Below are 26,352 nucleotides of genomic sequence, written 5' to 3' on the forward strand. Positions count from 1 at the left end.
ATCAGTGGCCGCAAAGCCGGATCCGAATTTCAAGGTTGTCGCCGATAATCGCAAGGCGCGCTACAATTACGAAATCGGCGAAATTTTCGAAGCGGGGCTGGCGCTGACCGGCACTGAGGTGAAGTCGCTGCGCACGGGCAAGGCGACGATCGCCGAAAGCTACGCCCATGTCGATCGGCAAGGCGAGGCATGGCTCGTCAACGCCAACATTCCCGAATATCTCGCCGGCAACCGCTTCAACCATCCGCCGAAGCGGCCGCGCAAACTGCTGCTCAAGTCGCGGGAGATCGCCAAGCTGTCGCAGGCTATCGAGCGCGAGGGCATGACGATCGTGCCGCTGAAGCTCTATTTCAACGCCAAGGGCAGGGCCAAGCTGCAAATCGCCCTAGGAAAGGGCAAGAAGCTGCACGACAAACGTGAAGTCGAAAAGAAACGCGACTGGAGCCGCGAAAAAGGCCGGCTGTTGCGCGCGCGCGGCTGACCCCGACCTCCTGGGGTCCGGCGCCCTGAAGTCGAGACGCCGACCATCTGGTTTTCCGTCAGGTCCGCGCCGTCACTCGCCGTCTTCTTCTTCGGCGTGAGCCGCTTGCGGCGTGGGACGAGGACGCTCCTGATACCGCTGCATGCGCTCGGCGCGTTCGCCCGGATCGCGGCCGATCTTACCCACAAGATGAATAAGGTCGATGAATTCGTCGGCCTGGCGACGCAATTCGTCAGCGATCATCGGCGGCTGGGTGGTGATCGTCGAAATGACCGAAACCCGAACGCCGCGCCGCTGCACGGACTCGACCAGCGACCGGAAGTCGCCGTCGCCCGAGAACAGGACCATGTGGTCGATATGCCCGGCCATTTCCATGGCGTCGACCGCCAGCTCGATGTCCATATTGCCTTTAACTTTGCGACGGCCGAGCGAATCGACGAACTCCTTCGTCGGCTTGGTCACGACCGCATAGCCGTTGTAGTCCAGCCAGTCGATCAGAGGACGGATTGACGAATACTCTTGATCCTCGATCAACGCAGTGTAGTAGAACGCGCGGATCAGACGGCCCTTGCCCTGAAATTCGCGGAGCAAGCGCTTATAATCAATATCGAATCCAAGCGATTTCGCGGTCGCGTACAAGTTCGCGCCGTCAATAAACAACGCAGTTCGTTCGATATCTGCCATCTTCGTCTCGCGGTCGGGTTAAGGTGTAAAACGCGGGCGTCGCCGGCTAACGCCGTCAACCCGCAGTTCGGCGTTTCGCTCAATCGTCTAATGTCCGGCGCCCCAATTAACAAAAGCGATTGCGCCGTTCTCGCTGCATTCGCCGGCTATTCACGCCATCTCTGAAAAGCGCCGCACACATCTCAGGCAAATACATCGCCTCTCCATGTCACAGCGTCAAGAGGAACTGCGTTTTTTTACGGGACGATGATTGGGCATTTTCTAGAAAAAATCCCCAAGGCAGCGTCAAAAAAAATCGCCCGCGCGTCTAGAGCCAAGAGATTATTGCCTAATTTTTCTAATTGGCGTATCAGCGCTACTCCCGAACCGAATGGAGCTTGACAGCAGATGGCGCGCGTTACTGTCGAAGATTGCGTCGACAAGATCGAAAATCGCTTCGACCTCGTCCTTCTCGCGGCGCATCGGGCGCGGAACATTTCGTCTGGCCAGCCGATCCTTGTCGATCGCGACCGCGACAAAAATCCTGTCGTCGCCCTGCGCGAAATCGCTGAATCGGCGCTCGCGCCGGAAGACCTTTCCGAGGATTTCATCCACTCGCTGCAGCATCACGTCGAGGTCGACGAGCCGGAGGCCGAAGCGGCGCCGGCCTTGACCCCTGCGGTCGCCGGCGAACTCGAAGTCGAAGGCCAATTCGACCGGATGACGGAAGAAGACCTGCTGCGCGGTCTCGAAGGGCTGGTTCCGCCCGCCGAGGTCGAGGACGAAGCGGAGTAGGTTCGGCCCGATCCCCGCGCTGGCGGGGCGTTCGCGATACCTCTCCGCCGCGACGCCTCCTCCGCCAGAGCCGCGCCTTCGCATCGTCGCCGTTGGCCATCGCCGCCGTTGGTCATGGCGGCCGGCCTGCGCTATTCTCGCTCGACACACTCGCCGCTCCGGCGCCGCTCGCTTGCCTGTTGCGTGGACTTACGCATGGGCGGCGGCCGGGTCGGCGCATAACCGGTCTTTGGCGCCACGCGCATGATGCGTCAGTACGAGCTTGTCGAACGCGTGCGGAAATATAACCCGCGCGTCGACGAGGATTTGCTAAACCGGGCCTATGTCTACGCGATGAAGGCGCATGGGGCGCAAACCCGCGCCTCCGGCGACCCTTATTTTTCCCACCCGCTCGAAGTCGCGGCGATCCTCACCGATCTGAAGCTCGACGACGCGACCATCGTCGCGGCCGTTCTGCACGATACGCTCGAAGACACCGACGCCACGCGGGAAGAGATTGACCGGCTGTTCGGCGAACAGATCGGCAAACTCGTCGAGGGCCTGACCAAGATCGAGAAGCTCGATCTGGTCACCAAACAGGCGCGGCAGGGCGAGAACTTCCGCAAATTGCTGCTCGCTGTCGCCGAAGACGTGCGGGTGCTGCTCGTCAAGCTCGCCGACCGCCTGCACAATATGCGCACGCTGCATTTCGTCCCGCAGGAAAAGCGCGCGCGCATCGCACAGGAGACGCTCGACATCTATGCGCCGCTCGCCGGCCGCATGGGCATGCAGCGCCTGCGCGAGGAATTGGAGGCCCTCGCCTTTCGGCATTTGATGCCCGAAGCGCATCAGACCATCGAACAGCGGCTGCACGATCTGCGCGCGAAGAACGGACGCATCATCAGGCGCATTGAGGACGAGCTCACCAAGGAGTTTGCGGCGCGGGGCATCACCGCGGCGGTCACCGGACGCCAGAAGTCGCCTTTTTCGGTGTGGCGCAAGATGGAGCGCAAGTCGATCTCCTTCGAGCAATTGTCCGACATCTTCGGCTTTCGGATCATCGTCGGGGCGGTGGAGGATTGCTACCGCGCGCTCGGCGTCGTGCATACGAAGTGGCCCAACGTCCCCGGCCGCTTCAAGGATTACATCTCGACGCCGAAACAGAACGACTATCGCTCGATCCATACGACCGTGATCGGTCCCGGCCACCAGCGCGTCGAACTTCAGATTCGCACCGCCGAAATGCATGAGATCGCGCGCTTCGGCATCGCCGCGCACGCGCTCTACAAGGATGCGGTCGGCGCGCATGGCCGTGAGCAGCTCGCCAAGGAAAGCCGCGCCTTCCGCTGGCTGCAGGAAACGCTCGATCTCCTCGCGCATGGCGACAATCCCGAGGAATTTCTCGAGCATACGCGCCTTGAGCTCTTTCAAGATCAGGTGTTCTGCTTCACGCCGAAGGGCGGATTGATCGCGCTGCCGCGCGGCGCGACGCCGATCGATTTCGCCTACGCCGTGCACACGAAGCTCGGCGATTCAGCCGTTGGCGCGAAGATCAACGGGCGCGTCGGCCCGGTGTTGTCGCAGCTGAAAAACGGCGACGAGGTCGAGATCATCCGCGCCGAAGGGCATGTGCCCCCGGCAGCCTGGGAGGGCGCGGTCGCGACCGGCAAGGCGCGCGCCGCGATCCGACGCGCGACGCGCGACGCGGTGCGCCAGCAATATGCCGGGCTCGGCCGCCAGATCGTCGAACGCGCCTTTGAGCGCGCCGGCCGCGTCTGGAGCGAAGAGAAACTGAAGGCGGCGCTGACCAGGCTCGCGCGGCCATCGGTCGAGGACGCGCTCGCCGCCGTGGGCCGCGGCGAAATCTATTCGGGCGACGTCGTCAAAGCGGTCTATCCGGATTTCAGCGAAGAGCGCAAAGCCGCGCCCACCGCCATCGGTCCTGGGGAGCCGGGCTGGTTCGGCGTCAAGGCGAACGCCAATGTGGTCTTCAAAGCGCCCGGCGCGAAAGAGGGCAGCGGCGCGATTCCGATTCGTGGGCTGCGCGGCGACGCGCCGGTGCGCTTCGCGCCCGACGGCGGCGCCGTGCCGGGCGACCGCATCGTCGGCATTTTCACGCCGGGCGAAGGCATCACCATCTATCCGATCCAGTCGCCGTCGCTCACCGCCTTCGACGACCAGCCCGAACGCTGGCTCGACGTGCGCTGGGATATCGAAGCCGGCTCTTCGGCGCTGTTTCCCGTTCGCATCGTCGTGACGGCGATCAACGAGCCGGGCACGCTCGGCGCGCTGGCGACGCTGATCGGCGAAACGGGCGCCAATATCGACAACATCAGCTTCAAGGCGCATTCGCCGGATTTCCGCGAGATGACCTTCGATCTCGAAGTCGCCGATCTGAAACATTTGAACGGCGTCGTCACACGGCTGCGCGCGAGCGCTTTGGTGAGCAAGGTCGAGCGGATGATTGGGTAATTCGCGCTGCCGCCTATCAGGCTCCATCGCGAGCGTTACGCGAATGTGCCGCCCTATAACTTGGAGCAACATGCGGCAGGGCCGCCGCTCTCTTTCGCCGCCTGTATCGGCGGGCATGGCGCATCGCCGTAGGAACAGAAGACACAGCAATCCCCGGCCTTCGGCTTCAAGAGCGCGCCGCAGCCTTTGCACTCGTAAAAATACTGGCAGGCGTCGGTCGGCATCGTCTCCGCCGATCGACGACCGCACAACGGGCAAGTAATCGTAGAATCCAGTTTCATTCAACGCCCCTGAAAAAGTTTGAGCAACATAGGGTCGATTTGGCTCCAGCTCGCGGCCGCCAGAATGATCGCCGATGCGCAGAGCAGCAGGGCTAGCGTCGAGCGCGCGCGTTCGGGCCGTGCGCAGCCAGAGTCCGAGGCGCAGGCGACGGGGCGTTTCATCCACCACACGCCCCACCCGCCGACGACAGCTAGGGCGGCGACGGCGAGCAGCGGGAAACGCCACGCGGCGACCAGCTCAAGACCGCTAAAGACGCCCGCGCCCACGCCAAGCGCCGCGAGCCCGAGGGGAACGACACAGCATGAAGACGCGACAACCGCGCCGAGCCCTGCGGCGAGACCTAAAGAGGCGAGCCACTTCGAGGCGGCGGGAGCGGCGGGCGGAGCGGAAGCGGCTGACGATGTCTCATTTGCGGCGTCATGGACGGTCATGGCTTGTCCTTTCTCAATGTGCGGACTAGCTTGGCGCCCGTAGCAACTACAGGTTCAAGAGAAAAATCCATGCGATCCCTGACGATAGGGAGGCTGGCGGAGGCGGCGGGCGTCAATCTCGAGACTGTGCGCTATTACGAGCGAATCAAGCTCATGCCGCCGCCCGCACGGACAGCGAGCGGACATCGCGTCTATGAAGATTGCCATGTTCGACTGCTGACGTTCATCCGTCGCGGCCGCGAGCTTGGATTCAGCATCGAGCAAGTCCGCGCGCTCTTGGCCCTTGCAGAGCCGTCTCAAGCCTCTTGCGCGCAGGTGAATGAGATCGCGAGAACGCACCTTAATGAGGTGCGGGCGAAGGTCGCTGATCTCCTTAGGCTGGAGGGCATTCTCGCGACGACCATCGCCCAATGCTCGGGCGACGCCGCCCCCTCATGTCCCGTGCTCGACATGCTAACGACTCCGGAACGCAACTAAATCGAAAATTTTGTGAGAAGGGCGGCGCATCTCACCCTTCCGTGTCCCGACTGTTGAACGTCTGGCGCAATAGACACCAGCCTCACAACTCCCGAGCAGGGACCAGCCTCGTCAAGGCGAACCGCGCCAATCGGACGGTCGTGCAGCTTCAACAATAATGGGTGGTTGGCTTTGACGCGTTCGTCCGCATGATTCTCGCTATAGTTGTGTCTTCCTTTCGCTTCCCACAAAACCGTTCGGCGAAGGAAATGATAATCCTTCCAGTCATCCGGGCCTTGTACCTCGATAAGGTCGTATTTCATGAGAAAATTTCCAAATAATGCGATTTCCATTTGAGCCGGTTGCGCATTATTCCCGACGCGTCTTGACCCCTTCAACTCCGATAGCGCTTCTTTATATTTTGGACATCTTCGACAGCTTTTGCAGCTTAATCAAATCGAGAGCGAGCGTTGGGGCCTCTCCCGGCAGGCGGGTGAATCCATGATGCAGGTAAAAGGCTTCGGCGGCGGGCGAGATCGCGTGGACGATAATGAGCCGCGCCGAGACCTCCGCCCCCGCCCGCAGCGACCGCCGCACCACATCGGCTAGCAGCGCGCGCCCCGATCCCTTCCCCTGCCACGCGCGATTGATCGCCAGACGCCCGAGCGTCACCGCCGGAATCTGTCTCGGCATGTTCCGGCGCATGGAGCCTTTGACGTCCTGCGCGAGGATTTGCCCCATGCTCAGCGCGAAATAGCCGACAATCCGGCCCGACCCGGCGGGGCAAATCACATAGGTGCGGCTGGCCGCGACTTGCATATTGTCCCATGCGCGCTTGCGGAGCCAGTCATCGAGCACGGGTTCGCCGCAGTCGAAAGACGCCGCATCATGCGCTTGCGTCAATAAAACGGGCGCGCTGAATAAAGGCGCTGCGTCAGTCACTCTGCCACGGGGCTTTGGCTTGAAGGATGCGCTTCATGCCCGCCGCCTCGTCTTGCGTCGCTTCGGCATCCATCCAGTCCATGATTTTTTTGAAAGCTTTCGCGTCGGCGTAGATGGTCGATTGGTCGAGCAGAATGTTTTTGGCCTCTTTGAGCGCCGAGGCCATCATGAATTGCGAACGGTTCGACCCCACAAGTTCCGCAGCCTGGTCGATCAGCTTCTTGTCCCGCGCGCGGGCGCGCAGGTGAATATTGACTTCGGCGGATGGGCGGGGGCGAGCGTTCATTTCGGTATCATATCAATGTGTGTTGACAACTGCAACACATCCGTATGGCGCGCGCGTCAAACGGCGAGCGCGCCGCCCGCCGCCGGCCGCTATTTCAGCGGCAGATAGATTTCGGTCAGATGGCGGTGTTCGGGCGTATCGTGATCGAGGTTCAGATAGTGGAAATAGACCGGGAAATCCCGCAGCTCTTCCCCTGAATCCGGCAGCCAGTCGCGATAAAGCGCATAGACGGTCTCGTCGATCCGGTCGCGCGAACCGGCATGGATCGTCATGGCGCAGCGGCCGCCGGGGATCGTCTTGGTGACGACGCCCTGCTCATTGGCGGGAACCGGCGCCGGCGCCGAGCCGCAAATGTCGAAGCGAAACTCCTCCGGCGGCGTCGTATTGGGGTCGTTATAGGGCACGCCATAGGTCTCGCATTGGCTGACCGGCGAAAGCCCGGACGACTTCCGCCAGGCGATGAAGCGCTGCACTGACTCGTTGAGCAGCGCCGGCGCGCCGCGATGTTCGAGCGCCGCGACCAACACGGGTTCGACGTCGATGATCTTTACGTCCATGTCTTTCGTCCTTTCACTGGGTGGGAGGCTTATTCGAAATCGCGCGCTCCATGACGCCCAGTCCGGCGTCTTGCGGAACGCGCTGGGCGTCTGGCCGAACGCGGCTTTGAAGGCGCGGGAAAAGGATTCAGGATTTTCGAACCCCGAATCCAAAGCGACGTCGATGATCGGCGCGGTCGGATTGAACGCCAGTCGATAGGCGGCGCGCTTAAGCCTCATGAATTGGATGTAGCGTGAGAGGCTAATCCCGCAGTTCTGGGAAAATTGCCGATGGAAGTGGAATTTTGAAAAGTTCGCGACTTCGCTCAGCGCGTCGATGGTCAGTTCTTCGTCGAGATGCTTGTCGATGTAATCCAGCACGCGATTGATGCGTCGCGCATAGTCAGGTTCCTTTCGTCTTGTCTTGGTCTCCATGTTTGCATCGTAGCAAGCGCAACGGCCGGCTTCCTGACTGAAATTGCTCTTTGCGCCGCCAAGCCGGCCGCGCGCCCAATGACAAACCGTCGCCCCGCGCGCTATAGAGCGCAATGACCTCGCCGCCCCTTCGCCTCGGCGTCAACGTCGATCATGTCGCCACCGTCCGCAACGCGCGCGGCGGGCCGCGGCCCGACCCCGTTCGCGCCGCGCTGCTCGCCATCGACGCCGGCGCCGACGGCGTCACCGCGCATCTGCGCGAAGACCGCCGTCACATCAACGACGCGGATATGGCGCGGCTGAAGGCGGCGATTTCGAAGCCGCTCAATTTCGAAATGGCGGCGACCGAGCAGATGCTCGACATCGCCGTCGCGACCGCGCCGCACGCCGTCTGTCTCGTGCCGGAAAAGCGCACCGAGCGCACGACGGAAGGCGGTCTCGACGTCGTCGGCCAGCACGATTACCTCCTGCCTTACGTCGATCAGCTGACCCGAGAGGGCGTGCGCGTCTCGCTGTTCATCGAGCCGTCGGCGGAGGCGATTGACGCGGCCGTCTCCATCAAGGCGCCGGTTGTGGAGCTCCATACGGGCGCCTGGTGCCACGCCGTCGAGGTTGGTGATATCGGCCGGGCCGAGGCGGAATTCGCGCGGGTCGCCGAAGCCGCCGCCTATGGCGCCGCCCTCGGCCTTGAAATTCACGCCGGGCACGGCCTCGATTATGCGACGGCGCGCCGCGTCAGCGCCTTGCCGCAGATCGTCGAACTCAACATCGGCCATTTTCTCATCGGCGAGGCGATATTCGTCGGGCTCGCTGAGGCGATCCAGCGGATGCGTGAGGCGATGGAGCAGGGCCGGGCGCTAGCCTTCTAGGGCCAGGGCGCGGCGCGGCCGATCGCAAGCGCAGGCGCGGCGTTAGCGTTAATCCCGATCGGGCGGAGACGCGCCGGCTGAGCGCGCTAAGGTGGCGGGCGGTCATCCATTTGACGCCGGCCCGGGACTATTCTTTGGCTCGGGCGAAGGTTCTCATGGAAGCTGTAGCGTGTTAAGCCGGGCGGCCGGGCGGGCCGACGCCGCCCAAATGCATGAGGAGTGAGTCGGCTTGAGCAGGAACGTTCCGGTGGCTGAAAAAAAGCGCGAAGAGGGCGGGGTTCTCGAAACCATCAAGGTCATCCTTCAGGCGCTGGCGATCGCGCTTGTCATCCGCACGCTGCTCTTTCAGCCGTTCAATATTCCGTCGGGCTCGATGATCCCGACGCTGCTGATCGGCGATTATGTTTTCGTGTCGAAATACGCCTACGGCTATTCGAATTACTCGATGCCGTTCGGCCCCGACATTTTCTCCGGCCGCATTCTGGCTTCGCCTCCCAACCGCGGCGACGTCATCGTCTTCAAGCTGCCGCGGGACAATGATACCGACTATATCAAGCGCGTCATTGGCCTTCCCGGCGACCGCATCCAGGTCATCGACGGCCGGCTTTATATCAACGGCGTCATCGTGCCCCGCACCCCGCTCGAAAAGGAAGTGACGGAGAACCGCGAAGGCCGCGAGGTCCCCGTGACGACCTATGAGGAAACGCTCCCCGGCAACGGCGATCATCCGGCGGTTGAACATACGATCATCGAAATCGAGGGCGATCACGGCATCAACGACAACACCGAGCTGTTCGTGGTGCCGCCCGATCACTATTTCATGATGGGTGATAATCGCGACAACTCCACCGATTCGCGCATCGCGCCAGAGCTTGGCGGCGTCGGCTTCGTGCCCTTCGTCAATCTCGTGGGCCGCGCCGAGATCATCTTCTTCTCGGTCAGGAAAGACGAATCGGCGCTCGCTTTCTGGCGCTGGCCATGGTCCGTGCGTTGGGACCGGCTGTTCCGGCCCGTTCATTGATCGGACGCACAGGCGTGACATGACGCGCAGCCGCGAGAAGGGGCTCGCTGATCTCGAGGCGCGTATCGGACATGACTTCGCCGATCCGGCGCTGCTCGGCCGAGCGCTGACGCATGTCAGCGCCTCGCCAGCCCGGCGCGATTCATACGAGCGGCTGGAGTTTTTGGGCGACCGCGTGCTGGGCCTCGCCGTGGCGCACATGCTCTATGACGCCTTTCCGAACGAGAGCGAAGGCGAGCTGTCGCGCCGCCTCGCGGCGCTGGTGCGCAAGGAGACCTGCGCCGAGGTAGCCGAAGTCTGGGGCGTTGGCGCGGCGATGCGGCTCGGCGAGGGCGAGGCCCAGACCGGCGGACGCGGCAAACGCGCCTTGCTCGGCGACATTTGCGAAGCGATCATCGGCGCAGCCTTTCTCGACGGGGGCGCCGCTGCGGCCGAACATATCGTTCGCAAGGCCTTCAGCGACCGCATGGCGGCGAGCGGCCAGGATTTGCGCGACGCGAAGACCGCCTTGCAGGAATGGGCTCAGGCGCGCGGCCTCGCCACGCCGCGCTACCGGCTCGTCGCCCGCAGCGGACCGGACCACGCGCCCTTCTTCGAGGTCGTCGTGGAGGTGCAGGGATTTGCGGCGGCGCCCGGATCGGGCGCCTCGAAACGGGTCGCAGAACAGGCCGCTGCGGCGGCGTTTCTAGCTCTCGAGGACGCGGCCACAGGAAAGGGAGATACATGAGCGGCGACGACGAATTGGCGCGGGAAGACACGCGCTGCGGCTTCGCGGCGCTGGTCGGCGCGCCCAACGCCGGCAAATCGACGCTGCTTAATCAACTTGTCGGCGCCAAGGTCTCGATCGTGTCCCGTAAGGCGCAGACGACGCGGGCGCTGGTTCGCGGCATCGCCATCGAGGGCGCGGCGCAGATCATCCTCGTCGACACGCCGGGCATCTTCAAGCCCAAGCGGCGGCTCGATCGCGCCATGGTCGCGAGTGCGCTCTCGGGCGCCGCCGACGCCGACGTGATCGCGCTGCTCATCGACTCCCGCAAGGGGATCGACGAAGAAGTGGACGCGATACTGACGCAGCTTCAGCACGCCAAGGCGCCCAAGCTCCTCGTCCTGAACAAGATCGATCTCATCCCCCGCGAAAGGCTGCTGGCGCTGGCGCAAACGCTGAACGAACGACAGAAATTCGACGAAACTTTCATGATCTCGGCGCTAAAAGGCGACGGCGTCGGCGATCTGCGCAAAGCGCTCGCACAACGCATGGGACCCTCGCCCTGGCTCTATCCCGAGGATCAGCTCTCGGACGCGCCGCTGCGGCTGCTCGCCTCGGAAATCACCCGCGAGCAGATCTACGAGCGGCTGCACGACGAATTGCCCTATCAATCGACGGTCGAGACGGATTCCTGGACCAATCAGAAGGACGGCTCGGCGCGCATCGAGCAGACGATCTTTGTCGCGCGCGACAGCCAGAAGAAGATCGTCATCGGCGAAGGCGGCCGCACCATCAAGGCCATCGGTCAGGCGGCGCGCCGCGAAATCGCCGAGGCCGCCGAACAGCCGGTGCATCTCTTCCTGTTCGTGAAGGTCCGGGAAAATTGGGCCGACGACCCAGAGCGCTATCGGGAGATGCGCCTGGATTTCCCCAAGGGCGAATAATATCGGCCAAGATCGGGTGATTCGCGCGGGCGCGGGAGAATCGGATGTCTGACGAACGCAAGGCGATGACCGCCTATCGATTTCTCACCGGGCCGGACGACGCGGCGTTTTGCCATCGCGTCACGGAAGCGTTGAGCCTCGGCTGGCGGCTGCACGGATCGCCCTCGCTCACCTTCGACCCGACGCAAAACCGGGTGATTTGCGGCCAGGCTTTGATCAAGGATGTCGAAGGCTTAGATTACAGGCCGGATATGAAGCTTTCCGAAGTGTGAGCCTGATATGGAATGGCGCGACGACGCTCTCATCCTCGGCGCGCGTCGGCATGGCGAAAGTTCCGTCATCCTCGAGGTGATGACGCGCGGACACGGCCGCCATCTTGGTCTCGTGCGCGGCGGTCGCTCGCGACGGCTCCGTCCGATTCTGCAGCCCGGCAATCTCGTCGCGGCGCAGTGGCGGGCGCGTCTTGAGGATCATCTCGGCGCTTTGACGGTCGAGCCGCTCGCCGCCCGCGCCGCCTATTTCCTCGACCGCGCCGCGGCGCTCCATGGCGTGGTCTCGCTCTGCGCGTTGCTGCGCCTGTTGCCGGAGCGCGACCCCCATGAGGAATTGTTTGAAATGGCCGACGCCATTGCGGCGCTGTTCGGCGACATTCACGCCGCCGAAGGCGCCGCGACGATGTTGGCGCGATTCGAACTTGCGCTGCTCGGCGCGCTCGGCTTCGGGCTCGATCTCAACGCCTGCGCGCTGACCGGCGCGAGGGACGATCTCGCATATGTGTCGCCGAAATCGGGCCGCGCGGTGAGTCGCGCCGCCGGCGCGCCGTGGCGCGACAAACTCCTGCCCTATCCCGACTTTCTTCAGCATGAGAGCATTGTGGCGGAGCAGGCCGATCTCATCGCCGCGTTCCGGTTGACCGGATATTTCCTGACGCGCGACGTGCTCAAGCCGCGCGGCGTCGCGCTGCCGGCGGCGCGCGAACTTTACGTCGGCGCTCTTTTACGCGTGGCGTGAGGAAAAGAAGGGACGCGTCGGCGAATCGCTCAGAGCGCTTATCGCTCACATGGACTCATGTGACCGATTAGGAATCGCTCAAAATCAAAATGTTGGAGCAGGTTCTCATCGAAAAGTCTGTCAACTTTTTTCGGAACCTGGTCTCTAGCGGCGCTTGTCGCCGCAAATATAACGCGATTCATGGCTGCTGACGCCGTAGCCCTGATCGATGTCGACGAGCACCTCGCGGCAGAGCGCCTGCATGTCTTCGTCAGCGTCGCGCGCCAGAGGCGCGCGGTCCCGCGCGGCGACCGTCGAGCCGGCGACCGTCTTTTGCGATCTATCCAAGGCGAACGAGGCGGATGTTACGAGCAGCGCGGCGATGAGCGACGAAAGCAGTTTCTTCATGGACGCCATGTTTTGAAAGCCGCGGAAAACCGGCGAAAATTCGACCGCGCCGATCCGCGCCATCGCTTCGCAAGCCTTCTAAAGGACGAAACGCGGCGTCTGCAAGGCCTTATTTGCTACGATGCCGCACAAAACGCAGTCGATGCGTCGACGACGCCCTTTTAGAGTTAAAGAGCCGCGCTCGAAATCCTTCGCTTGCGCCGACGCTCCCGCGGCCATAGTACCGATCACAAAGGCAGAATCGGGTTTTTGAAATGGCGCAAAAAGGCGGCGCGGGAAGCGGAAAAGGCAAGGGCGCAAGCGATGTTAGCGTGATTGCGCCCGTCGATCTGCGCGAGGCGCTTGAGGAGCGCTATCTGCGTTACGCGCTGTCGACCATCACTGGCCGCGCGCTGCCCGACGCCCGCGACGGGCTTAAACCCGTGCACCGCCGCATACTTTACGGCATGCATATTCTTCGCCTCGACCCGGGCGCGCCGTTCAAGAAATGCGCAAAAATCGTCGGCGACGTGATGGGCTCGTTCCACCCGCATGGCGATCAGGCGATCTATGACGCGCTGGTGCGCCTCGCCCAGGATTTCTCCTCGCGCTATCCGCTCGTCGACGGGCAGGGCAATTTCGGCAATGTGGACGGCGATTCGGCGGCCGCCTATCGCTACACCGAGGCGCGCATGACGGCGGTCGCGCGCTCTCTTCTGGAAGGCATCGACGAAGACGCGATCGACTTCATCCCCAATTATTCCGGCGAGGAGAAGGAGCCGGTGGTGCTGCCGTCGGCGCTGCCCAATCTGCTCGCCAATGGCGCGCAGGGGATCGCCGTCGGCATGGCGACGTCGATCCCGCCGCATAATCTCGCCGAGCTGTGCGATGCGGCGCTCTATCTCATCTCTCACCGCAAGGCGACCGCCGAACAGCTTTTGACCTTTGTGCAGGGGCCGGATTTTCCGACGGGCGGTATCGTCGTCGACAAGCGCGACGAGATCATCGAGACATATCGCACCGGGCGCGGCTCGTTTCGTGTGCGCGCGCGCTGGATGAAAGAGGAGCTGCCGCGCGGCGGATGGGTCGCCGTCGTTACGGAAATCCCCTACGGCGTGCAGAAGTCGCGCCTCATCGAACGGCTCGCCGAACTCATCTCCGAGCGCAAACTGCCGCTCGTCGCCGACGTGCGCGACGAATCGGCGGAAGACGTGCGCATCGTTTTCGAGCCGCGCGCGCGCACCGTCGATCCGGCGCTGATGATGGAGACCTTATTCAAGCTCTCCGAGCTCGAAACGCGTTTTCCGATGAACATGAATGTGCTCGTCGACGGCGTGACGCCGCGCGTCGTTTCGCTCGACGAGGCCTTAAGGCAATGGCTCGACCATCGCCGGACCGTGCTGCAGCGCCGCTCGCGCCATCGCCTCGCCGCGATCGTTCGGCGCATCGAGCAGTTGGAAGGCATGGTCATCGTCTTCCTCAATCTCGATGAGGTGATTCGCATCATCCGCGAAGAGGATGACGCCAAGGGGGAATTGAAAAAAACGTTCAAGCTGACCGACTTGCAGGTCGAATATATCCTCGACACGCGGCTGCGCGCTCTGCGCCGGCTCGAAGAAATGGAGCTGAAGAAGGAGCTGGGCGAGCTCTCGGCCGAGCGCAAGGAGATCGAGGCGCTGCTCGCCGATGACGACAAGCAGTGGAAGACCATCGCCTGGCAGGTGCGCGAACTCAAAAAAACCTATGGTCCGCAGACGCCCAAGGGCAAGCGGCGCACGAGTTTCGAGGACGCGCCCGAGGCGATCGATCTCGACCTCGCCGAGGCGATGATCGAACGCGAGCCCGTGACCATCGTCGTTTCGAAGAAGGGCTGGATTCGCGCGCTCAAGGGTCATGTGCAGGATCTCTCGAGCCTGCAGTTCAAGGGCGACGACGAACTCGGCGCATCCTTCTTCGCGCAGACCACGTCGAAAATCCTGGCGCTCGCAGCGAACGGCAAGGCCTATACGTTAGAGGCCTCGAAACTTCCCGGCGGGCGCGGACATGGCGAGCCGATTCGGCTCTTCGCCGAGATCGAGGAAGGCGCCGACGTCGTCGCCGTGCTGCCGCATGTCGCGGGCGCCGCGCTGCTGCTGGTGACGAATGACGGGCGCGGCTTCGTCGTGAGCGAAGATGATCTCTTATCGTCGACGCGCAAGGGACGCGCGGCGCTCAACGTCGAGCCGCCCTCTATCTTGAAGATCGTAACGCGGGCGGAGGGCGATCATGTCGCCATCATCGGCGAGAACCGGAAGCTGCTGGTGTTTCCCTTAAGCGAAGCGCCGCGCATGGCGCGCGGCAAGGGCGTGCGCATGCAGCGCTACAAGGACGGCGGCGTCGCGGATGCGAAGGTTTTTGCGCTGAAGGACGGACTGACATGGACGGACGCTTCCGGCCGAGTCTTCACAATCGACAAGGCGGAACTGAAGGACTGGATCGGCCATCGCGCCGAAGCGGGAAGATTGCCGCCGAGAGGATTTCCGAGGAACAACAGGTTTGGGTAAAATCAGTCGGCGTTGGGGACCGTCTCGACGTCTTACTGCGTCGGCCCGATAGTGCCCGTGTTGCGCAGGCGATTGGAGCGCACCCAGCCTGTGACGCTGTCTGCGCTTTTCGGGCTCACATACATCACAGAGACCCAGCCGTCGTCCGTTTGGGCATAGGAGATCAAATTGTCGCCCGGCACGACAAAAACTCCCTTCATCGCGCAGTGGACGCCGGGCGCCGAGTAGAATTGCAGCCGTCCTGTCCCGATCACGACATTTCCGCGCGGCGGAGAAATCAAGGGCGCCTCGTTCGAGCCCGCCGCTGGCTCCTTGCAGCTCTTAATGTCGCGGGCGAAAGCTGCGGCGCCTTGCAGCGTCGCGCTAAGCGCGATGGCGGCAAGCAAGACCTTCTTAACAAGCAAGACCTTCTTAGGATGCATTTTTGTCTACTTGATTGTCCGACGCTTGTGCGCGCGGCGCGTGTGCCCCCATCCCGCGCTACGCGCCACCTTCCCCCGTTTCACGGGAGAAGGGAGAACGGCGCCGTCGCGGCTTTCGTCGAAGATTCATGAATCTTCATGACGCGCGCAACCTGCTCCCTCTCCTGCGCGAAGCGCGGGGGAGGGTTGGGGAGGGGGCTTCTCCTGCAAAGCTCAATCCGTCTTCGAAAAATCCGGGATTTTGAATCCGAGCTTGCCCTGGCGCCACAGCGTGAAGGCGACGCCGCCGGCGACGACGACGAAAACGCCGAAGGCGATGTAGAGATAAATTTCCTCGTCGGTGACGAGGCCGACCGAGAACGGGTGCCGGCCCTCAAAACTTTTCGCGCCGTCGTCGCTCGTCAGCCGCGCATACAGCACGTATTCGCCGGGCTCCCTAAAATTCTGGTCGAAATTCACCATGCCATTGCGGAATTTCTGTACAGGCAGGCGGCCGACGATGTCGGCTTCGGGGTCGGCGTCGCCGTTCGGCCCATTGCCGCGCAGGATGCGGATATCCCAGTTCATGTCGCGCAATTCAGCGTCGGCGGCGTCGAGCACGATGACGCTCGGGCCGACGTCGGGCAGCGCGATGCATTCCCGGTCGACGTTCTTCTTGGGCTGCATGGCGACAAATTTCATCGATTTGCCGCCAAGATCGATCGGACATTCCGGGTCGTAATAATGCCAGCCGGCGCCCAACGCGGCGCGCGGAGACAGCAGCGACGCCGCGACAAAAACGAGCGCAAAGCCCAGTAGAATTCTGCTCAAGGTCAACCCCGCCACTCACATGCCGGCGTCGAGATAGGCCAGCATCTGATCCATGGCAAGCGCCGGCTCGGCGCAGCGCGCGTCGCCGACGATTCGGGCCGGCACCCCGGCGACGGTCTTGTTGGCGGGCACCGGATCGAGCACGACGGAGCCCGCGGCGATCATGGCGCAGCGGCCGATCTCAATATTGCCGAGGACCTTCGCGCCGGCGCCGATCAGCACGCCGCGCCTGACCTTCGGGTGCCGGTCGCCGCGCGCCTTGCCGGTGCCCCCTAACGTCACGCCGTGCAGCATCGACACTTCGTCTTCGACGACGCTGGTCGCGCCGATGACGACGCCGGTGGCGTGATCGATGAAGACGCTCTTGCCAATGACGGCGGCGGGATGGATGTCGACCTGGAAGGTCTGCGACGACAGGCTCTGCAGGATCAGCGCGAAGTCGCTGCGGCCGTTCTTCCAAAGCCAATGCGCCAGACGATAGGTCTGCAGCGCATGGAAGCCTTTGAAATACAGCGCCGGTTCGATCAGCCTTGTGCAGGCGGGATCGCGCTCGAGCACGGCGAGCAGGTCGGCGCGGAACGCCTCGACCAGTCCAGGCTCGCGCGCGGCGCATTCTTCGAACGCCTGGCGGATTGCGATATAGGGGGCCTCCGGCCGGTCGAGGCGCTGCGCCACGCGATGCGCGACGACGCCCAAGACGCCGCTCTGCGACAGGATCGCCGGATGCAGGAAGCCGCCGAGCTCGGGCTCGCGGCGCAGCACGTCCTCCGCCTCCGCGCGCAGGCGCGCGAACAACGGATCATTCTGGGCGAAGTCGATGATTTTCGCGCCATATTCGCGCGTTTCGGCGCCCATCCGCCCCTCCTTGGTCAGGCATTACATAGCGGAACGCTTGGACAATAGCACGGGCGCCCGCGCGACCGCTAAGGCCGCATATCCAGGAACTCCAGCACCGCCTGCTTGTAAATCCTGTCGCCGACGGCCCGGTTGTGGTCGCGGCCGGGAATATCGACCACGCGGGCGTTGGGGAAGAACTCGGCCAGCGGGAGCGGGTCGCCGGCGACGTCATCGCGCGTGCCGACGCAGATCAGCACCGGCGCGGTAATCCGCGCGAGCAACTCGGGCTCGACGGACTTGCGGGCGCCGCGCACGCAAGCGGCGAGGGCGGCGAGGTCGCTGCGGGTGGCTTCGGCGAAGCCGCGAAAGATTTTGAGCGTCGAATCGTCAATGTCCTCGATGCGCTCAATCTCCATGGCTTCGGCGAGGCCGCGCGGCAGGCCGGAGTTCTCGATGAGATTTTCGCCGATGCCGCCGAGGATCAAGGAGCGCACGCGCTCGGGCGCGGTCAGCGCCAGCACCGTGCCGATGCGTCCGCCGAGCGAATAGCCCATGACGTCGGCGCGCGGGATCGACAGATGGTCGAGCAGATGCACGATGTCGGCGGCCATCAGGTCGAGACTATATTGCGCCGGATCGTACAGCTTGGCGGAGCGCCCATGGCCGCGGTTATCGAAGACAATGACGCGGCGCCCGTCCTCGGTCAGCGTCTTGACCCATTGCGTGAACAGCCAGTTCACGGCATGGGTCGAGGCGAAGCCATGCACGAGGACGATCGGTTCGCCGCGATCTTCCGTTAAAGGCTCGAAATCCACATAGGCTATCTCGACGCCGTCCGACAGGAACGTTTCCATTAGAAATCCCACTTAGAGCCTTTTATCTAAATGCTCACGCCGTCGACGCAAGGCTGCGTGCGGCGAAAGTAAATGCGCTATTGCCATTCGCGTCGCTTGCCGGTAAACGAGCCGACACGTCGCCATAGCCCGTTTAACGCACGGGGACTATGGCGAAGCAGGCGCCCGTAGCTCAGCTGGATAGAGCACCAGACTACGAATCTGGGGGTCAGAGGTTCGAATCCTTTCGGGCGCGCCATTTCAGAACAAAACTGGGAATGCCAATATCTCGCCGTTTTCCCACCTGATAGCTCTGGCTAAGACGAACTTCCGCTTTACGAAAATGCCCAATGATGTGTTCGCACGCACGCCGCTTCCGAGCCACCCTCATCTCTCCTCAACAGATGTCAAAAATGGCTGGTTCCAGCCTCAATCAACCTGGCATCGATTCAGCGGGGCGGGCCAATCGTCGAAAGCTGCGCCGACTGGGATAATTACCGGCTATCCGAAAGGCTGAGTTTATAGATTGGCGCGGTCGAGTGTCGACGGCGATCCTGCATCAAAACTATCGCCTGAGCACAGTTCCGGCGAGAAAGCATATATTGCGAACAAGGTCGACCTGACGGCTCATCCCTGTCTTGGCAAACACATGCTTTATCTGCTTACGAACCGTTTCGACCGACTTCCCCGAGAGGTCCGCGATGTCGTTCAACGACTGACCCTCGGCCAAACCCGCGACATTGTGCGCCTCGGCTTCTGTGAGCTGGTGAAGCGCGCTGAATTCCTGAATCGCCGCTGACATATCGGCAATAGCCTCTTCCAAAACGAGGACGCATTCCGGACCGCGGAAGAAAGCTGTTTCACGATCGCTCGGCGGCGAGAGAACGGTCACCCGTAACGGTAAAGTGTGCTTTTCACGAGGCAGCAGGAAGCTTGTCGGCGATAAGGCCGGCAATTCTCTGGTCCAACTCGACAGCATGACGTCGATGCAGTCGATCACCGCGGGTAAGACGCAGTGAAGCCGTCCCGTGCAATCGATGGACAGCTCGGGCGTCCTTTTCAGAATTTCTGTTGCAATGTCATTGACCCCCTGAATTTTGCGATGGGCGCCGATCCCAATCATACCGGCCCGCAAATGCTCACATAGGCCTTTGCCGTTGAGCAGGGCCGCAGCACCCATCTGATCGCCGCGGTACCATTCCAATACCCGATTGAGGTGAGGGACGAGCGCCTGCACGCACCTCGTCGCTTCTTCGAAAACATCTTCGTCAGCGTCTGCCGAAAGGATGCTCAGCATGAGATTGCGACGCAGGTCGCGTGAAATCGTGACGCCGACGCCGGAGACAACATCCAGCGGCCGGAGGAAATCGCTGTAGAACTCAGTTTTCATCAGCTCCTGACGCGGGAGCATCGAGTCCGCCCGCACGGCTCGACCCAACGGGCGCGTGGAAGCTCCCTGCATCCACGGATTCAAACGGCAATAATAGTCGCCATAGGCGCGCGCAGCATTTGGTTCGAGGCCAGCGCTCAGCGCGAACCCGCCTGCTCGCGCGGCTGCGTCATGGAAGAACAGGAACGCTTTGCCGTTCGGAAGGAGCGGGCAAAGGTTATCGACAAAATCTTGCCATGGGCGTTCTCCGAGCGCCGCTGCGTAGATGAGGTCGATCAGCAAAGGGTTGTTCGGATTTACTCGCATCATCCAAACTACAACTTGAGCGATAAATTGATATATTCGATTATACCCCAAATGGGGGTAGCTGCAATCGGTGGACGCCATTAAGATCGATATTCGCGAAACGAAGCAATCATGAAGCAAATCAACTTGAACCTTGAAGGGATACGCAGATGGCTGGCGAAGACGATATTTGGCCGTTCGAGAAGACAACTAATTCACTAAAGACCTGTGGGCTCATAGACTTCACAAGTTTTGAGGTCATTCGAGGAGTTGCGGGCGCTTACGTCTTGATTGTCTGGGGTAAAGACAATCCCCGAATCGATCCGCGCCTAAACCCATATGTATACATCCAAAAACCCGATTATTGGGACATCGAGGTAACTGGTTGCCTCGGGGATTTTGTTCCGCCTAAGCGGTTTCCATTAGTCCGCGCGCTAGAAGGAACGATGGGTCATAAAGGGATCAGGCTTATTGGCGCGACGAAGGTGGAGCAGTGGAATCTGCCCAAGGAATATGAGTCTTTAAAAGCTTAGCGCCAGATCAGAAGCGCTCGAAACAGCTCAAACATCAAATGGCTTTCATTTCTATGCCGTATACCACTTAGACATAGAAGCAAAGGTAAGTAGAATGAAATATTTTTTTACCTGCTTGGCAGCAGCTGTAATCTTTGGAGACATCGGTGTTGTGTCGGTAATGGCAGGAGATGGCTGCAGTAAAGGACAGAGAAGCAGCTTCCCAAGCTGTGTATACGTCCAGCGTCGCAGTGGAGACGCAAACGTAGTAAATAATTGTGACTGGGATATAGTTGCGAAGTGGGACATTGCGCGGGGGTCTGACTACAAGCGCACAATCTCTCCGGGTTCGGAGTCAGGATTTATCGGCGCTTGGGGAGCGATGTCGCTGCGTAGCGTATCTTGCTGTTTTCACCTGAGCCGTTGCCATAATTAGGGTTCTCTCGTGAACTCTGCCGACCGTAAGTGCGAGATTCTGTGGTCGGCCCTCGAAATCGACAGGCCGCATGGAAATTCCCGATCGAGTTAGAGGAGAGGGAACTATGAGACAAACAATTGCTGTTGCAGTTTGCGCGGGGCTTCTAGCTGTTTCCAGTCACAATGCTCTCGGCAATGAGAGTGACTTCCGGGTAATGGCCGCCGTAACTTGTAACGTAGCAAGTTGTAACATTCATTTTGAACAATGTGCAGTGGGATGCCGAATCCAAGGTGGGTTTGACAGCGGGAAATCGCAAATGTCCAATTCACCCTGCATGAGGATTTGTTACCAATCGCGGGATAGATGCGTAAAAAACGTATGTCGTTAATTTGCACAGCTGCCGAAGCCGAACCGATCATGGATGCCGCCTCGCCTCGATGTGGTTTGTCCAAATCTAGTAGGATCTCTCGTCAATGAAACGAACGTTCGCGTTAAACGTGCTATTTGTTGCGATGGCGTTTGCGATCTTCGCGAGGCTTCCCGCGATTGCGGCCGACCAATCCGCTTGTAGGTGCCAAAATCGTCCCGGCCTTCTCTGTCGCGGAGTCCGGAACCTATTGATCCCATGTTCTCGCAATGAGCGGAATCACTCGACATTGTCGGTAGGCTTGCCAAGGCAGGCACGCGTGGTGTCCGTGGTTGCGTGCATGGGGAATTCTTCTTGGGCTCCGGGTGGCCAACGCTGCCGATCTGATTTGGGTTCGTCCAATCTTAAGCGCTGCCCAGTGGGTCGGGGCGAATGCCCCATAGGCTGGTCAAGAGTGTCGAACTACCGAACGCGTATTCAAAACTCGACAAAGATAGTCAGCGCCGACTTTTACAATTGGCGGCACGACAATCATAGGAAAGGGGCTTTCTTCGTTTATTACTCAATAGGCAAATGAGTTGCCAAATGGACTGGAAGATGGATTCGAAAGAGTTCGAAGTCCATCGCACCCGGAGGCCCGAAGCGCCAGTTCGAGCGCGACAGCAACATCAGCGGCTTTCGATGTGGTGCGACCCGCGGCCATCTTCGGCTAGTTCGGGGCCCACGTGCTTCGACGGATCGCGTCTATCCGCTAGCGAGGTCACCGTCTCCTCATGGGAGTCGACTTGGTCTTGAACACATTTCGCGAAGCCTTGGCTTGGATTCTTCTATAAGTCTCAGAAGACGAAACAGCTCTTGCTGCTCGGGTCGCAGATTCGCAGATGCTTTGGTGGTTCGTGGGCACTCCGTCATTGTGGGCGCGTCACGTCTTTTTCGTTAGCCAATATTGCTTCGCGCCGATTGCGCCTGCGCGCGGGCGGCGTTATGAAAGCGCCGTCCATCCAAAGCGACTTACGTCGACTCGTATCGGCGACTGAGCGCGACAGGAGCGTACTATGGTAGCGGTTACATTCCCCGACGGGGCGTCCCGTCAGTTCGAGCCCGGCGTTTCGGGCGTCGACATCGCCAAGAGCATCTCGCCTTCTCTCGCCAAGCGCAGCGTCGCCATGACGCTCGACGGCGCGCTCGTGGACCTCGCAAGCCCGATCGCGCGCGACGCTAGAATCGAATTCGTCACCCGCGACGATCCGCGCGCGCTTGAGCTTATTCGCCATGACGCCGCGCATGTGCTGGCCGAAGCGGTGCAGGAGCTCTATCCCGGCGTGCAGGTGACGATCGGACCGGTCATCGAGAACGGCTTCTATTACGACTTCTTCCGTTCCGAGCCGTTTACGCTCGAAGACTTGCCCGTCATCGAAAAGAAGATGCGCGAGATTGTCGCGCGCGACGCCAAGATCACGCGCGAAGTCTGGAGCCGCGACGACGCCAAGCAATGGTTTCTGACCAAGGGCGAGATTTTCAAGGGCGAACTCATCGACGCGATCAAGTCCGATGAGCCCTTGAGCGTCTATCGGCAGGGCCAGTGGCTCGATCTCTGCCGCGGTCCGCACCTGCCTTCCGTCGGCAAGGTCGGCACGGCCTTCAAGCTGATGAAGGTCGCAGGCGCTTATTGGCGCGGCGATTCGACGAAGCCGATGCTGTCTCGCATCTACGGCACGGCCTGGACGACGCAGGAGGAGCTCGACGCTTATCTGCACCGGCTGGAGGAAGCCGAACGGCGCGATCACCGCCGCCTGGGGCGCGAGATGGACCTGTTCCATTTTCAGGAGGAAGGCCCCGGCGCAATCTTCTGGCACCCGAAGGGCTGGGCGCTGTTCCAGAACGTCATCTCCTACATGCGGCGGCGCCTCAAGGCCGACTATAGCGAAGTCAACGCGCCGCTGCTTCTCGACAAGACGCTCTGGGAGACGTCGGGCCATTGGGAATGGTTTCGTGAGAATATGTTCGTCTCGCAGCCGGCGCGCGAACAGACGGACGAAGATCGGCTATACGCCATCAAGCCGATGAATTGTCCAGGACATATCCAGATCTTCAAACACGGCCTGAAGTCCTACCGCGATCTGCCGCTGCGCATGGCCGAGTTCGGCGTCGTGCATCGCTATGAGCCCTCCGGCGCGCTGCATGGCTTGCTGCGCGTGCGCGCCTTCACGCAGGATGACGCGCATGTCTTCTGCACCGAAGCGCAGATGGCGGAAGAATGCCTCAAGATCAACGATCTCATTCTGTCGACCTACGCCGATTTCGGCTTCGAGGAAGTCGTCGTGAAGCTCTCGACGCGGCCCGAAAAGCGCGTCGGCTCCGACGAGGCCTGGGACGAGGCCGAGGCGATCATGACGCGGGTCTTGAGCGACATCGAAGCGGGCTCGGGCGGACGCATCAAGACGGGCATCAATCCGGGCGAGGGCGCTTTCTACGGCCCCAAGTTCGAATATACGCTGCGCGACGCGATCGGCCGCGAGTGGCAATGCGGCACGACGCAGGTCGACTTCAACCTGCCGTCGCGTTTTGGCGCCTATTACATCGGGCCGGACAGCGAGAAGAGGACGCCGGTGATGATCCATCGCGCGATCTTCGGCTCGCTCGAACGCTTCACCGGCATTCTGATCGAGCATTTCGCCGGACATCTGCCGCTGTGGCTGTCGCCGCTGCAGATCGTCGTCTGCACGATCACGCAGGACGCCGACGATTACGCCTATGAGGTCGCCGCCGCGGCGCGAAAGCTCGGGCTTGTCGTCGAGGTCGACGCGCGCAACGAGAAGATCACCTACAAGGTGCGCGAACATTCGCTGGCGAAAGTTCCCGTGCTGCTCGTCGCCGGCAAGAAAGAGGCGGCCGAGCGGACGATCTCCATGCGCCGGCTGGGATCGCAGGCGCAGACGCAGCTTTCGCTCGAGGAGGCGTTGAAGCGGCTGGCGGAGGAAGCGACGCCGCCGGATCTGCGAGGGTAGTTTCGCCAGAAGGCGTGACGCCGGGCGCGCAATCCCTCTCCCCATGGGAGAAGGGATGCCCGCCTTTTTCAGCGACGAACTCGGGGCGCCGCAAAACAAAAGCCCCGCCGCAAGCGACGGGGCCAAATGTCAAAACAGAAGGCGAAGCTTTAAGCGCTCGCGGCCGCCTGCTTCTTCTCGATTTCGCGCTTGAGCGTTCGGGCGTTCTGCGAGAGCTCTTCGCTCTTCGCCTTCACAAGGAAGGCGTCAAGCCCGCCGCGATGCTCGACCGACCGCAGCGCCGCCGCGGAGATGCGCAGTCGCACCGAACGCGCCAGCGCCTCTGAGGCGAGCGTCACATTGACGAGATTGGGCAGAAAGCGGGTCTTCGTCTTCCGATTGGAATGGCTGACGAGATTGCCGGACTGCACGCCCTTTCCGGTCAGCTCGCAACGGCGGGACATAATGGTTCCTTTCGCTCTATTCTTCCATGCGTCGACCGCGGCGTCAGTCGCCCGCGATCGCCAGCAGAGGGTGAAAAACACAGCGAGGCGCGACGCCGATTGCGCCGAGCCTCGATTGCGGGGCTTATAGAGGCAAAGCGCGGCCGGCGTCAACCAACCGTCGCCGCCATGCGGCCGCTCGCTGCGGCGCACACGCCTCTAGACATCGGCTTCGTTCTGGGTTCTAAGCCTCCCATCGCTCGGGCGAGGCCGAGGCGCGCGCCCGCGCGCCGTTCCTTTTGCCGGGTATCTTTGAGAGATCGAGGGGCTGGAGACTGTCTCCCGCCGCGCGTCGCCTATTGGCCGCGTAAGACGCGAAAATCGAGGGAAAGGTTGGGGAGATTCAATGGCCAAAGCGATTCTGCACATGCTCAGCACGTTGAAGCATATGAGCCCCTTCGACGTGAACATGGCCCTCGACGCCGGCTATGACGCGGCGATTCCCTACACCAATGTCACGCTCGACGAAGTCACCGCGCTCGTGCAGGACGCGATGTTTTCGCGCGCGCCTTCGGCGGCGCTGCGCACCGGCATCTTCTTTGCCGGCCGCGACGCCGTGCTCGCGCTCGACATGATGGACACGGCAAAGAAAGCGCTGCTCAAGCCCTTCGAAGTGTCGCTCTTCGCCGATCCTTACGGCTCCTTCACCACCGCCGGCGCCATGGTCGCCTGCGTCGAAAAGATTCTGCGGGAGAAGAAACAGCGCGAGCTCAAGGGCTCGAAAGTCGTCATCTACGGGGCGACGGGCGTTGTCGGCTATTCCGCCGCCGTCATCTCGGCGCTTGAAGGCGCAGAGGTCACCGTCGTCGGCTATAGCGGCCTCGAGCGTGTCGCCAAGCTCGCCGACGAAATGTGCAAGCGCTTTAACATCAAGGTTGCGCCTGCCGACGGCTCCACTCCAGAACAAGTGCGGGACTTGCTGCGCCAGCATGAAATCGCGCTGTGCGCGGCGCGCGCCGGCGTCCAGGTGCTATCGAAGGACGATCTCGCCGCCGCCAAGGATCTCTTGATCGCCGCCGACGTCAACGCCGTGCCGCCTCTCGGCGTCGAAGGGTGCGGCCTGCATGACAATGGCGTCGTGGTCTCGCCTCACGGCGCGCTGGGTATCGGCGCGCTGGCGATCGGCAACGTCAAATACGGCACGGAGTCTGGTCTCTTCAAGAAGATGGCGACGTCCGACGAGCCGCTCTGCCTCGACTTCCGTCACGCTTTCGCGTTGGCCCGCGAACTCGTGTGACGTCTCGCGCGCTTGCCAGGCCCCGCGCCTTGGCAAGGCCGCGCAAAAATGGTTGAGTCCGCGCCGCGTGCGTGGGCTCTCATCGCCGCGCCCCCGCGTGCGGCTCGCATAGGGCGCTCGTGAATCCGGCGCCAGAATTCTGGGAGAAAAACATGGCTTTAATCAACAAGATGCTGGTCGGCGAGTCGCTGGTCGGCGACGGCAATGAAGTTGCGCATATCGATCTGATCATGGGTCCGCGCGGCTCGGCGGCCGAGCTCGCCTTCGCCAACGCGCTCGTCAACAACAAGGACGGCTTCACGACGCTGCTCGCCGTCGTCGCGCCGAACCTGCTGTGCAAGCCCAACACGATCCTCTTCAACAAGGTGACGATCAAGGGCGCCAAGCAGGCGGTGCAGATGTTCGGCCCGGCGCAGCATGGCGTCGCCAAGGCGGTCGCGGATTCGGTCGCCGAGGGCGTGATCCCGATGGATGAGGCCGACGACATCTTCATTGCGGTCGGCGTGTTCATTCACTGGGACGCTTCGGACGAC

Annotated in this window: 29 protein-coding genes and 1 tRNA gene; 16 read left to right on the top strand and 14 right to left on the bottom strand. The window is 61.8% G+C overall.

Translation table 11 applies throughout. The annotated features are described in order from the left end of the window. Positions 1-4: 4 nt before the first annotated feature. Entirely contained in the window at positions 5-481 is a 477-nt protein-coding gene (gene smpB / locus ACR65W_RS03640; RefSeq protein ID WP_018409713.1) for an SsrA-binding protein SmpB, read from the top strand. A 72-nt stretch (positions 482-553) separates the two neighbouring features. On the opposite strand, the gene ACR65W_RS03645 is transcribed toward smpB, so the two are convergent. Further along, a complete protein-coding gene (locus ACR65W_RS03645; RefSeq protein WP_014890560.1) occupies positions 554-1,165 on the bottom strand; it encodes an NYN domain-containing protein in 612 nt (203 codons plus the stop codon). A 387-nt stretch (positions 1,166-1,552) separates the two neighbouring features. Between ACR65W_RS03645 and rpoZ the strand changes: the two genes are divergently transcribed. Both rpoZ and ACR65W_RS03655 read left to right on the top strand, forming a co-directional pair. Beyond that, positions 1,553-1,939, top strand: a complete 387-nt coding sequence (gene rpoZ, locus ACR65W_RS03650) for a DNA-directed RNA polymerase subunit omega (protein ID WP_014890559.1) — start codon at positions 1,553-1,555, stop codon at positions 1,937-1,939. A 243-nt stretch (positions 1,940-2,182) separates the two neighbouring features. Then, positions 2,183-4,390 (top strand): RelA/SpoT family protein, encoded by a 2,208-nt coding sequence (locus ACR65W_RS03655; protein ID WP_434502277.1) that lies wholly within the window; start codon positions 2,183-2,185, stop codon positions 4,388-4,390. 53 nt (positions 4,391-4,443) lie between these two features. Here the strand turns inward: ACR65W_RS03655 and ACR65W_RS03660 are convergent, their stop codons facing one another. Both ACR65W_RS03660 and ACR65W_RS03665 read right to left on the bottom strand, forming a co-directional pair. Next, positions 4,444-4,671, bottom strand: a complete 228-nt coding sequence (locus ACR65W_RS03660; protein WP_434498944.1) for a GDCCVxC domain-containing (seleno)protein — start codon at positions 4,669-4,671, stop codon at positions 4,444-4,446. Continuing rightward, on the bottom strand, positions 4,672-5,103 hold the full coding sequence (locus tag ACR65W_RS03665; protein WP_434498943.1) for a mercury transporter MerT: 432 nt from the start codon (positions 5,101-5,103) through the stop codon (positions 4,672-4,674). Between the two features lie 69 nt (positions 5,104-5,172). Here ACR65W_RS03665 and ACR65W_RS03670 point away from each other — a divergent pair, with 69 nt between their 5' ends. Beyond that, a complete protein-coding gene (locus ACR65W_RS03670) occupies positions 5,173-5,580 on the top strand; it encodes a MerR family transcriptional regulator (protein WP_434498942.1) in 408 nt (135 codons plus the stop codon). On the opposite strand, the gene ACR65W_RS03675 is transcribed toward ACR65W_RS03670, so the two are convergent. The 4 genes from ACR65W_RS03675 to ACR65W_RS03690 form a co-directional block, all read right to left on the bottom strand. Continuing rightward, positions 5,577-5,882 carry a hypothetical protein gene (locus ACR65W_RS03675; RefSeq protein WP_434498941.1) on the bottom strand — a complete coding sequence of 102 codons (306 nt, stop codon included), beginning with the start codon at positions 5,880-5,882 and terminating at the stop codon, positions 5,577-5,579. The two genes, ACR65W_RS03670 and ACR65W_RS03675, sit on opposite strands and share 4 nt — an antisense overlap. Before the next feature lie 91 nt (positions 5,883-5,973). Beyond that, positions 5,974-6,462 carry a GNAT family N-acetyltransferase gene (locus ACR65W_RS03680; protein WP_434498940.1) on the bottom strand — a complete coding sequence of 163 codons (489 nt, stop codon included), beginning with the start codon at positions 6,460-6,462 and terminating at the stop codon, positions 5,974-5,976. A gap of 31 nt (positions 6,463-6,493) precedes the next feature. Further along, positions 6,494-6,787, bottom strand: a complete 294-nt coding sequence (locus ACR65W_RS03685; RefSeq protein ID WP_434498939.1) for a DUF1778 domain-containing protein — start codon at positions 6,785-6,787, stop codon at positions 6,494-6,496. Positions 6,788-6,876: 89 nt separating this feature from the next. Then, entirely contained in the window at positions 6,877-7,758 is an 882-nt protein-coding gene (locus ACR65W_RS03690) for an AraC family transcriptional regulator (RefSeq protein WP_434498938.1), read from the bottom strand. A 113-nt stretch (positions 7,759-7,871) separates the two neighbouring features. On the opposite strand from ACR65W_RS03690, the gene ACR65W_RS03695 reads away from it, so the two are divergent. From ACR65W_RS03695 to recO, 6 genes are all read left to right on the top strand, one after another. Next, the gene (locus ACR65W_RS03695) at positions 7,872-8,627 is read left to right on the top strand and encodes a pyridoxine 5'-phosphate synthase (protein WP_434498937.1); all 756 of its coding nucleotides are present in this window, start codon (positions 7,872-7,874) and stop codon (positions 8,625-8,627) included. Between the two features lie 247 nt (positions 8,628-8,874). Continuing rightward, on the top strand, positions 8,875-9,648 hold the full coding sequence (lepB, locus tag ACR65W_RS03700) for a signal peptidase I (RefSeq protein ID WP_434502279.1): 774 nt from the start codon (positions 8,875-8,877) through the stop codon (positions 9,646-9,648). A gap of 19 nt (positions 9,649-9,667) precedes the next feature. Next, positions 9,668-10,375: a ribonuclease III gene (rnc, locus tag ACR65W_RS03705; protein ID WP_434496944.1), complete on the top strand. Its 708-nt coding sequence runs from the start codon at positions 9,668-9,670 to the stop codon at positions 10,373-10,375. Next, the gene (gene era / locus ACR65W_RS03710) at positions 10,372-11,298 is read left to right on the top strand and encodes a GTPase Era (protein ID WP_434498935.1); all 927 of its coding nucleotides are present in this window, start codon (positions 10,372-10,374) and stop codon (positions 11,296-11,298) included. Before rnc ends, era begins: the two co-directional genes overlap by 4 nt. A 65-nt stretch (positions 11,299-11,363) precedes the next feature. Beyond that, positions 11,364-11,570: a DUF1737 domain-containing protein gene (locus tag ACR65W_RS03715; RefSeq protein ID WP_026223201.1), complete on the top strand. Its 207-nt coding sequence runs from the start codon at positions 11,364-11,366 to the stop codon at positions 11,568-11,570. 7 nt (positions 11,571-11,577) lie between these two features. Continuing rightward, positions 11,578-12,309: a DNA repair protein RecO gene (recO, locus tag ACR65W_RS03720; RefSeq protein ID WP_434498934.1), complete on the top strand. Its 732-nt coding sequence runs from the start codon at positions 11,578-11,580 to the stop codon at positions 12,307-12,309. A gap of 144 nt (positions 12,310-12,453) precedes the next feature. On the opposite strand, the gene ACR65W_RS03725 is transcribed toward recO, so the two are convergent. Next, positions 12,454-12,759, bottom strand: a complete 306-nt coding sequence (locus tag ACR65W_RS03725) for a hypothetical protein (RefSeq protein WP_434498933.1) — start codon at positions 12,757-12,759, stop codon at positions 12,454-12,456. Between the two features lie 191 nt (positions 12,760-12,950). On the opposite strand from ACR65W_RS03725, the gene parC reads away from it, so the two are divergent. Beyond that, a complete protein-coding gene (gene parC, locus ACR65W_RS03730; protein WP_434498932.1) occupies positions 12,951-15,218 on the top strand; it encodes a DNA topoisomerase IV subunit A in 2,268 nt (755 codons plus the stop codon). 32 nt (positions 15,219-15,250) lie between these two features. On the opposite strand, the gene ACR65W_RS03735 is transcribed toward parC, so the two are convergent. The 4 genes from ACR65W_RS03735 to ACR65W_RS03750 all read right to left on the bottom strand — a co-directional run bounded on the left by ACR65W_RS03735 (position 15,251) and on the right by ACR65W_RS03750 (position 18,141). Beyond that, a complete protein-coding gene (locus tag ACR65W_RS03735; protein WP_434498931.1) occupies positions 15,251-15,640 on the bottom strand; it encodes a hypothetical protein in 390 nt (129 codons plus the stop codon). A 213-nt stretch (positions 15,641-15,853) separates the two neighbouring features. Then, positions 15,854-16,450, bottom strand: a complete 597-nt coding sequence (locus ACR65W_RS03740; protein WP_434498930.1) for a hypothetical protein — start codon at positions 16,448-16,450, stop codon at positions 15,854-15,856. A 15-nt stretch (positions 16,451-16,465) separates the two neighbouring features. Then, entirely contained in the window at positions 16,466-17,305 is an 840-nt protein-coding gene (gene cysE / locus ACR65W_RS03745; protein ID WP_434498929.1) for a serine O-acetyltransferase, read from the bottom strand. Between the two features lie 68 nt (positions 17,306-17,373). Beyond that, positions 17,374-18,141, bottom strand: coding sequence for an alpha/beta fold hydrolase (locus ACR65W_RS03750; RefSeq protein WP_434498928.1), 768 nt, complete (start codon positions 18,139-18,141; stop codon positions 17,374-17,376). 161 nt (positions 18,142-18,302) lie between these two features. Here ACR65W_RS03750 and ACR65W_RS03755 point away from each other — a divergent pair. Then, positions 18,303-18,379: transfer RNA gene (locus ACR65W_RS03755), tRNA-Arg, on the top strand. Positions 18,380-18,685: 306 nt separating this feature from the next. On the opposite strand, the gene ACR65W_RS03760 is transcribed toward ACR65W_RS03755, so the two are convergent. Then, on the bottom strand, positions 18,686-19,897 hold the full coding sequence (locus tag ACR65W_RS03760) for a helix-turn-helix transcriptional regulator (RefSeq protein WP_434502281.1): 1,212 nt from the start codon (positions 19,895-19,897) through the stop codon (positions 18,686-18,688). A 68-nt stretch (positions 19,898-19,965) separates the two neighbouring features. On the opposite strand from ACR65W_RS03760, the gene ACR65W_RS03765 reads away from it, so the two are divergent. Both ACR65W_RS03765 and thrS read left to right on the top strand, forming a co-directional pair. Next, complete coding sequence (locus tag ACR65W_RS03765; RefSeq protein ID WP_434502283.1) at positions 19,966-20,328, top strand: hypothetical protein; 363 nt, start codon at positions 19,966-19,968, stop codon at positions 20,326-20,328. Positions 20,329-22,147: 1,819 nt separating this feature from the next. Further along, entirely contained in the window at positions 22,148-24,100 is a 1,953-nt protein-coding gene (gene thrS / locus ACR65W_RS03770; RefSeq protein ID WP_434502285.1) for a threonine--tRNA ligase, read from the top strand. Positions 24,101-24,249: 149 nt separating this feature from the next. On the opposite strand, the gene rpmB is transcribed toward thrS, so the two are convergent. Further along, a complete protein-coding gene (rpmB, locus tag ACR65W_RS03775) occupies positions 24,250-24,543 on the bottom strand; it encodes a 50S ribosomal protein L28 (protein WP_256032486.1) in 294 nt (97 codons plus the stop codon). Between the two features lie 385 nt (positions 24,544-24,928). Here rpmB and ACR65W_RS03780 point away from each other — a divergent pair, with 385 nt between their 5' ends. Beyond that, positions 24,929-25,819, top strand: coding sequence for an NAD(P)-dependent methylenetetrahydromethanopterin dehydrogenase (locus ACR65W_RS03780; protein ID WP_123176710.1), 891 nt, complete (start codon positions 24,929-24,931; stop codon positions 25,817-25,819). A 152-nt stretch (positions 25,820-25,971) separates the two neighbouring features. Beyond that, the coding region (fae, locus tag ACR65W_RS03785; protein ID WP_434502287.1) for a formaldehyde-activating enzyme at positions 25,972-26,352 on the top strand (381 nt) is incomplete at its 3' end.

Source organism: Methylocystis sp. (assembly GCF_051062815.1).
GTDB lineage: Bacteria > Pseudomonadota > Alphaproteobacteria > Rhizobiales > Beijerinckiaceae > Methylocystis.

Bases quoted from the DNA above. Each gene is read 5' to 3' on its own strand.
- ACR65W_RS03645 (WP_014890560.1), bottom strand. From the start codon at position 1,165: ATGGCAGATATCGAACGAACTGCGTTGTTTATTGACGGCGCGAACTTG.
- rpoZ (WP_014890559.1), top strand. From the start codon at position 1,553: ATGGCGCGCGTTACTGTCGAAGATTGCGTCGACAAGATCGAAAATCGC.
- ACR65W_RS03655 (WP_434502277.1), top strand. From the start codon at position 2,183: ATGATGCGTCAGTACGAGCTTGTCGAACGCGTGCGGAAATATAACCCG.
- ACR65W_RS03660 (WP_434498944.1), bottom strand. From the start codon at position 4,671: ATGAAACTGGATTCTACGATTACTTGCCCGTTGTGCGGTCGTCGATCG.
- ACR65W_RS03665 (WP_434498943.1), bottom strand. From the start codon at position 5,103: ATGACCGTCCATGACGCCGCAAATGAGACATCGTCAGCCGCTTCCGCT.
- ACR65W_RS03670 (WP_434498942.1), top strand. From the start codon at position 5,173: ATGCGATCCCTGACGATAGGGAGGCTGGCGGAGGCGGCGGGCGTCAAT.
- ACR65W_RS03675 (WP_434498941.1), bottom strand. From the start codon at position 5,882: ATGAAATACGACCTTATCGAGGTACAAGGCCCGGATGACTGGAAGGAT.
- ACR65W_RS03685 (WP_434498939.1), bottom strand. From the start codon at position 6,787: ATGAACGCTCGCCCCCGCCCATCCGCCGAAGTCAATATTCACCTGCGC.
- ACR65W_RS03690 (WP_434498938.1), bottom strand. From the start codon at position 7,758: ATGGAGACCAAGACAAGACGAAAGGAACCTGACTATGCGCGACGCATC.
- ACR65W_RS03695 (WP_434498937.1), top strand. From the start codon at position 7,872: ATGACCTCGCCGCCCCTTCGCCTCGGCGTCAACGTCGATCATGTCGCC.
- rnc (WP_434496944.1), top strand. From the start codon at position 9,668: ATGACGCGCAGCCGCGAGAAGGGGCTCGCTGATCTCGAGGCGCGTATC.
- era (WP_434498935.1), top strand. From the start codon at position 10,372: ATGAGCGGCGACGACGAATTGGCGCGGGAAGACACGCGCTGCGGCTTC.
- ACR65W_RS03715 (WP_026223201.1), top strand. From the start codon at position 11,364: ATGACCGCCTATCGATTTCTCACCGGGCCGGACGACGCGGCGTTTTGC.
- recO (WP_434498934.1), top strand. From the start codon at position 11,578: ATGGAATGGCGCGACGACGCTCTCATCCTCGGCGCGCGTCGGCATGGC.
- ACR65W_RS03725 (WP_434498933.1), bottom strand. From the start codon at position 12,759: ATGGCGCGGATCGGCGCGGTCGAATTTTCGCCGGTTTTCCGCGGCTTT.
- parC (WP_434498932.1), top strand. From the start codon at position 12,951: ATGGCGCAAAAAGGCGGCGCGGGAAGCGGAAAAGGCAAGGGCGCAAGC.
- ACR65W_RS03735 (WP_434498931.1), bottom strand. From the start codon at position 15,640: ATGCATCCTAAGAAGGTCTTGCTTGTTAAGAAGGTCTTGCTTGCCGCC.
- cysE (WP_434498929.1), bottom strand. From the start codon at position 17,305: ATGGGCGCCGAAACGCGCGAATATGGCGCGAAAATCATCGACTTCGCC.
- ACR65W_RS03750 (WP_434498928.1), bottom strand. From the start codon at position 18,141: ATGGAAACGTTCCTGTCGGACGGCGTCGAGATAGCCTATGTGGATTTC.
- ACR65W_RS03760 (WP_434502281.1), bottom strand. From the start codon at position 19,897: ATGGCGTCCACCGATTGCAGCTACCCCCATTTGGGGTATAATCGAATA.
- ACR65W_RS03765 (WP_434502283.1), top strand. From the start codon at position 19,966: ATGGCTGGCGAAGACGATATTTGGCCGTTCGAGAAGACAACTAATTCA.
- thrS (WP_434502285.1), top strand. From the start codon at position 22,148: ATGGTAGCGGTTACATTCCCCGACGGGGCGTCCCGTCAGTTCGAGCCC.
- rpmB (WP_256032486.1), bottom strand. From the start codon at position 24,543: ATGTCCCGCCGTTGCGAGCTGACCGGAAAGGGCGTGCAGTCCGGCAAT.
- ACR65W_RS03780 (WP_123176710.1), top strand. From the start codon at position 24,929: ATGGCCAAAGCGATTCTGCACATGCTCAGCACGTTGAAGCATATGAGC.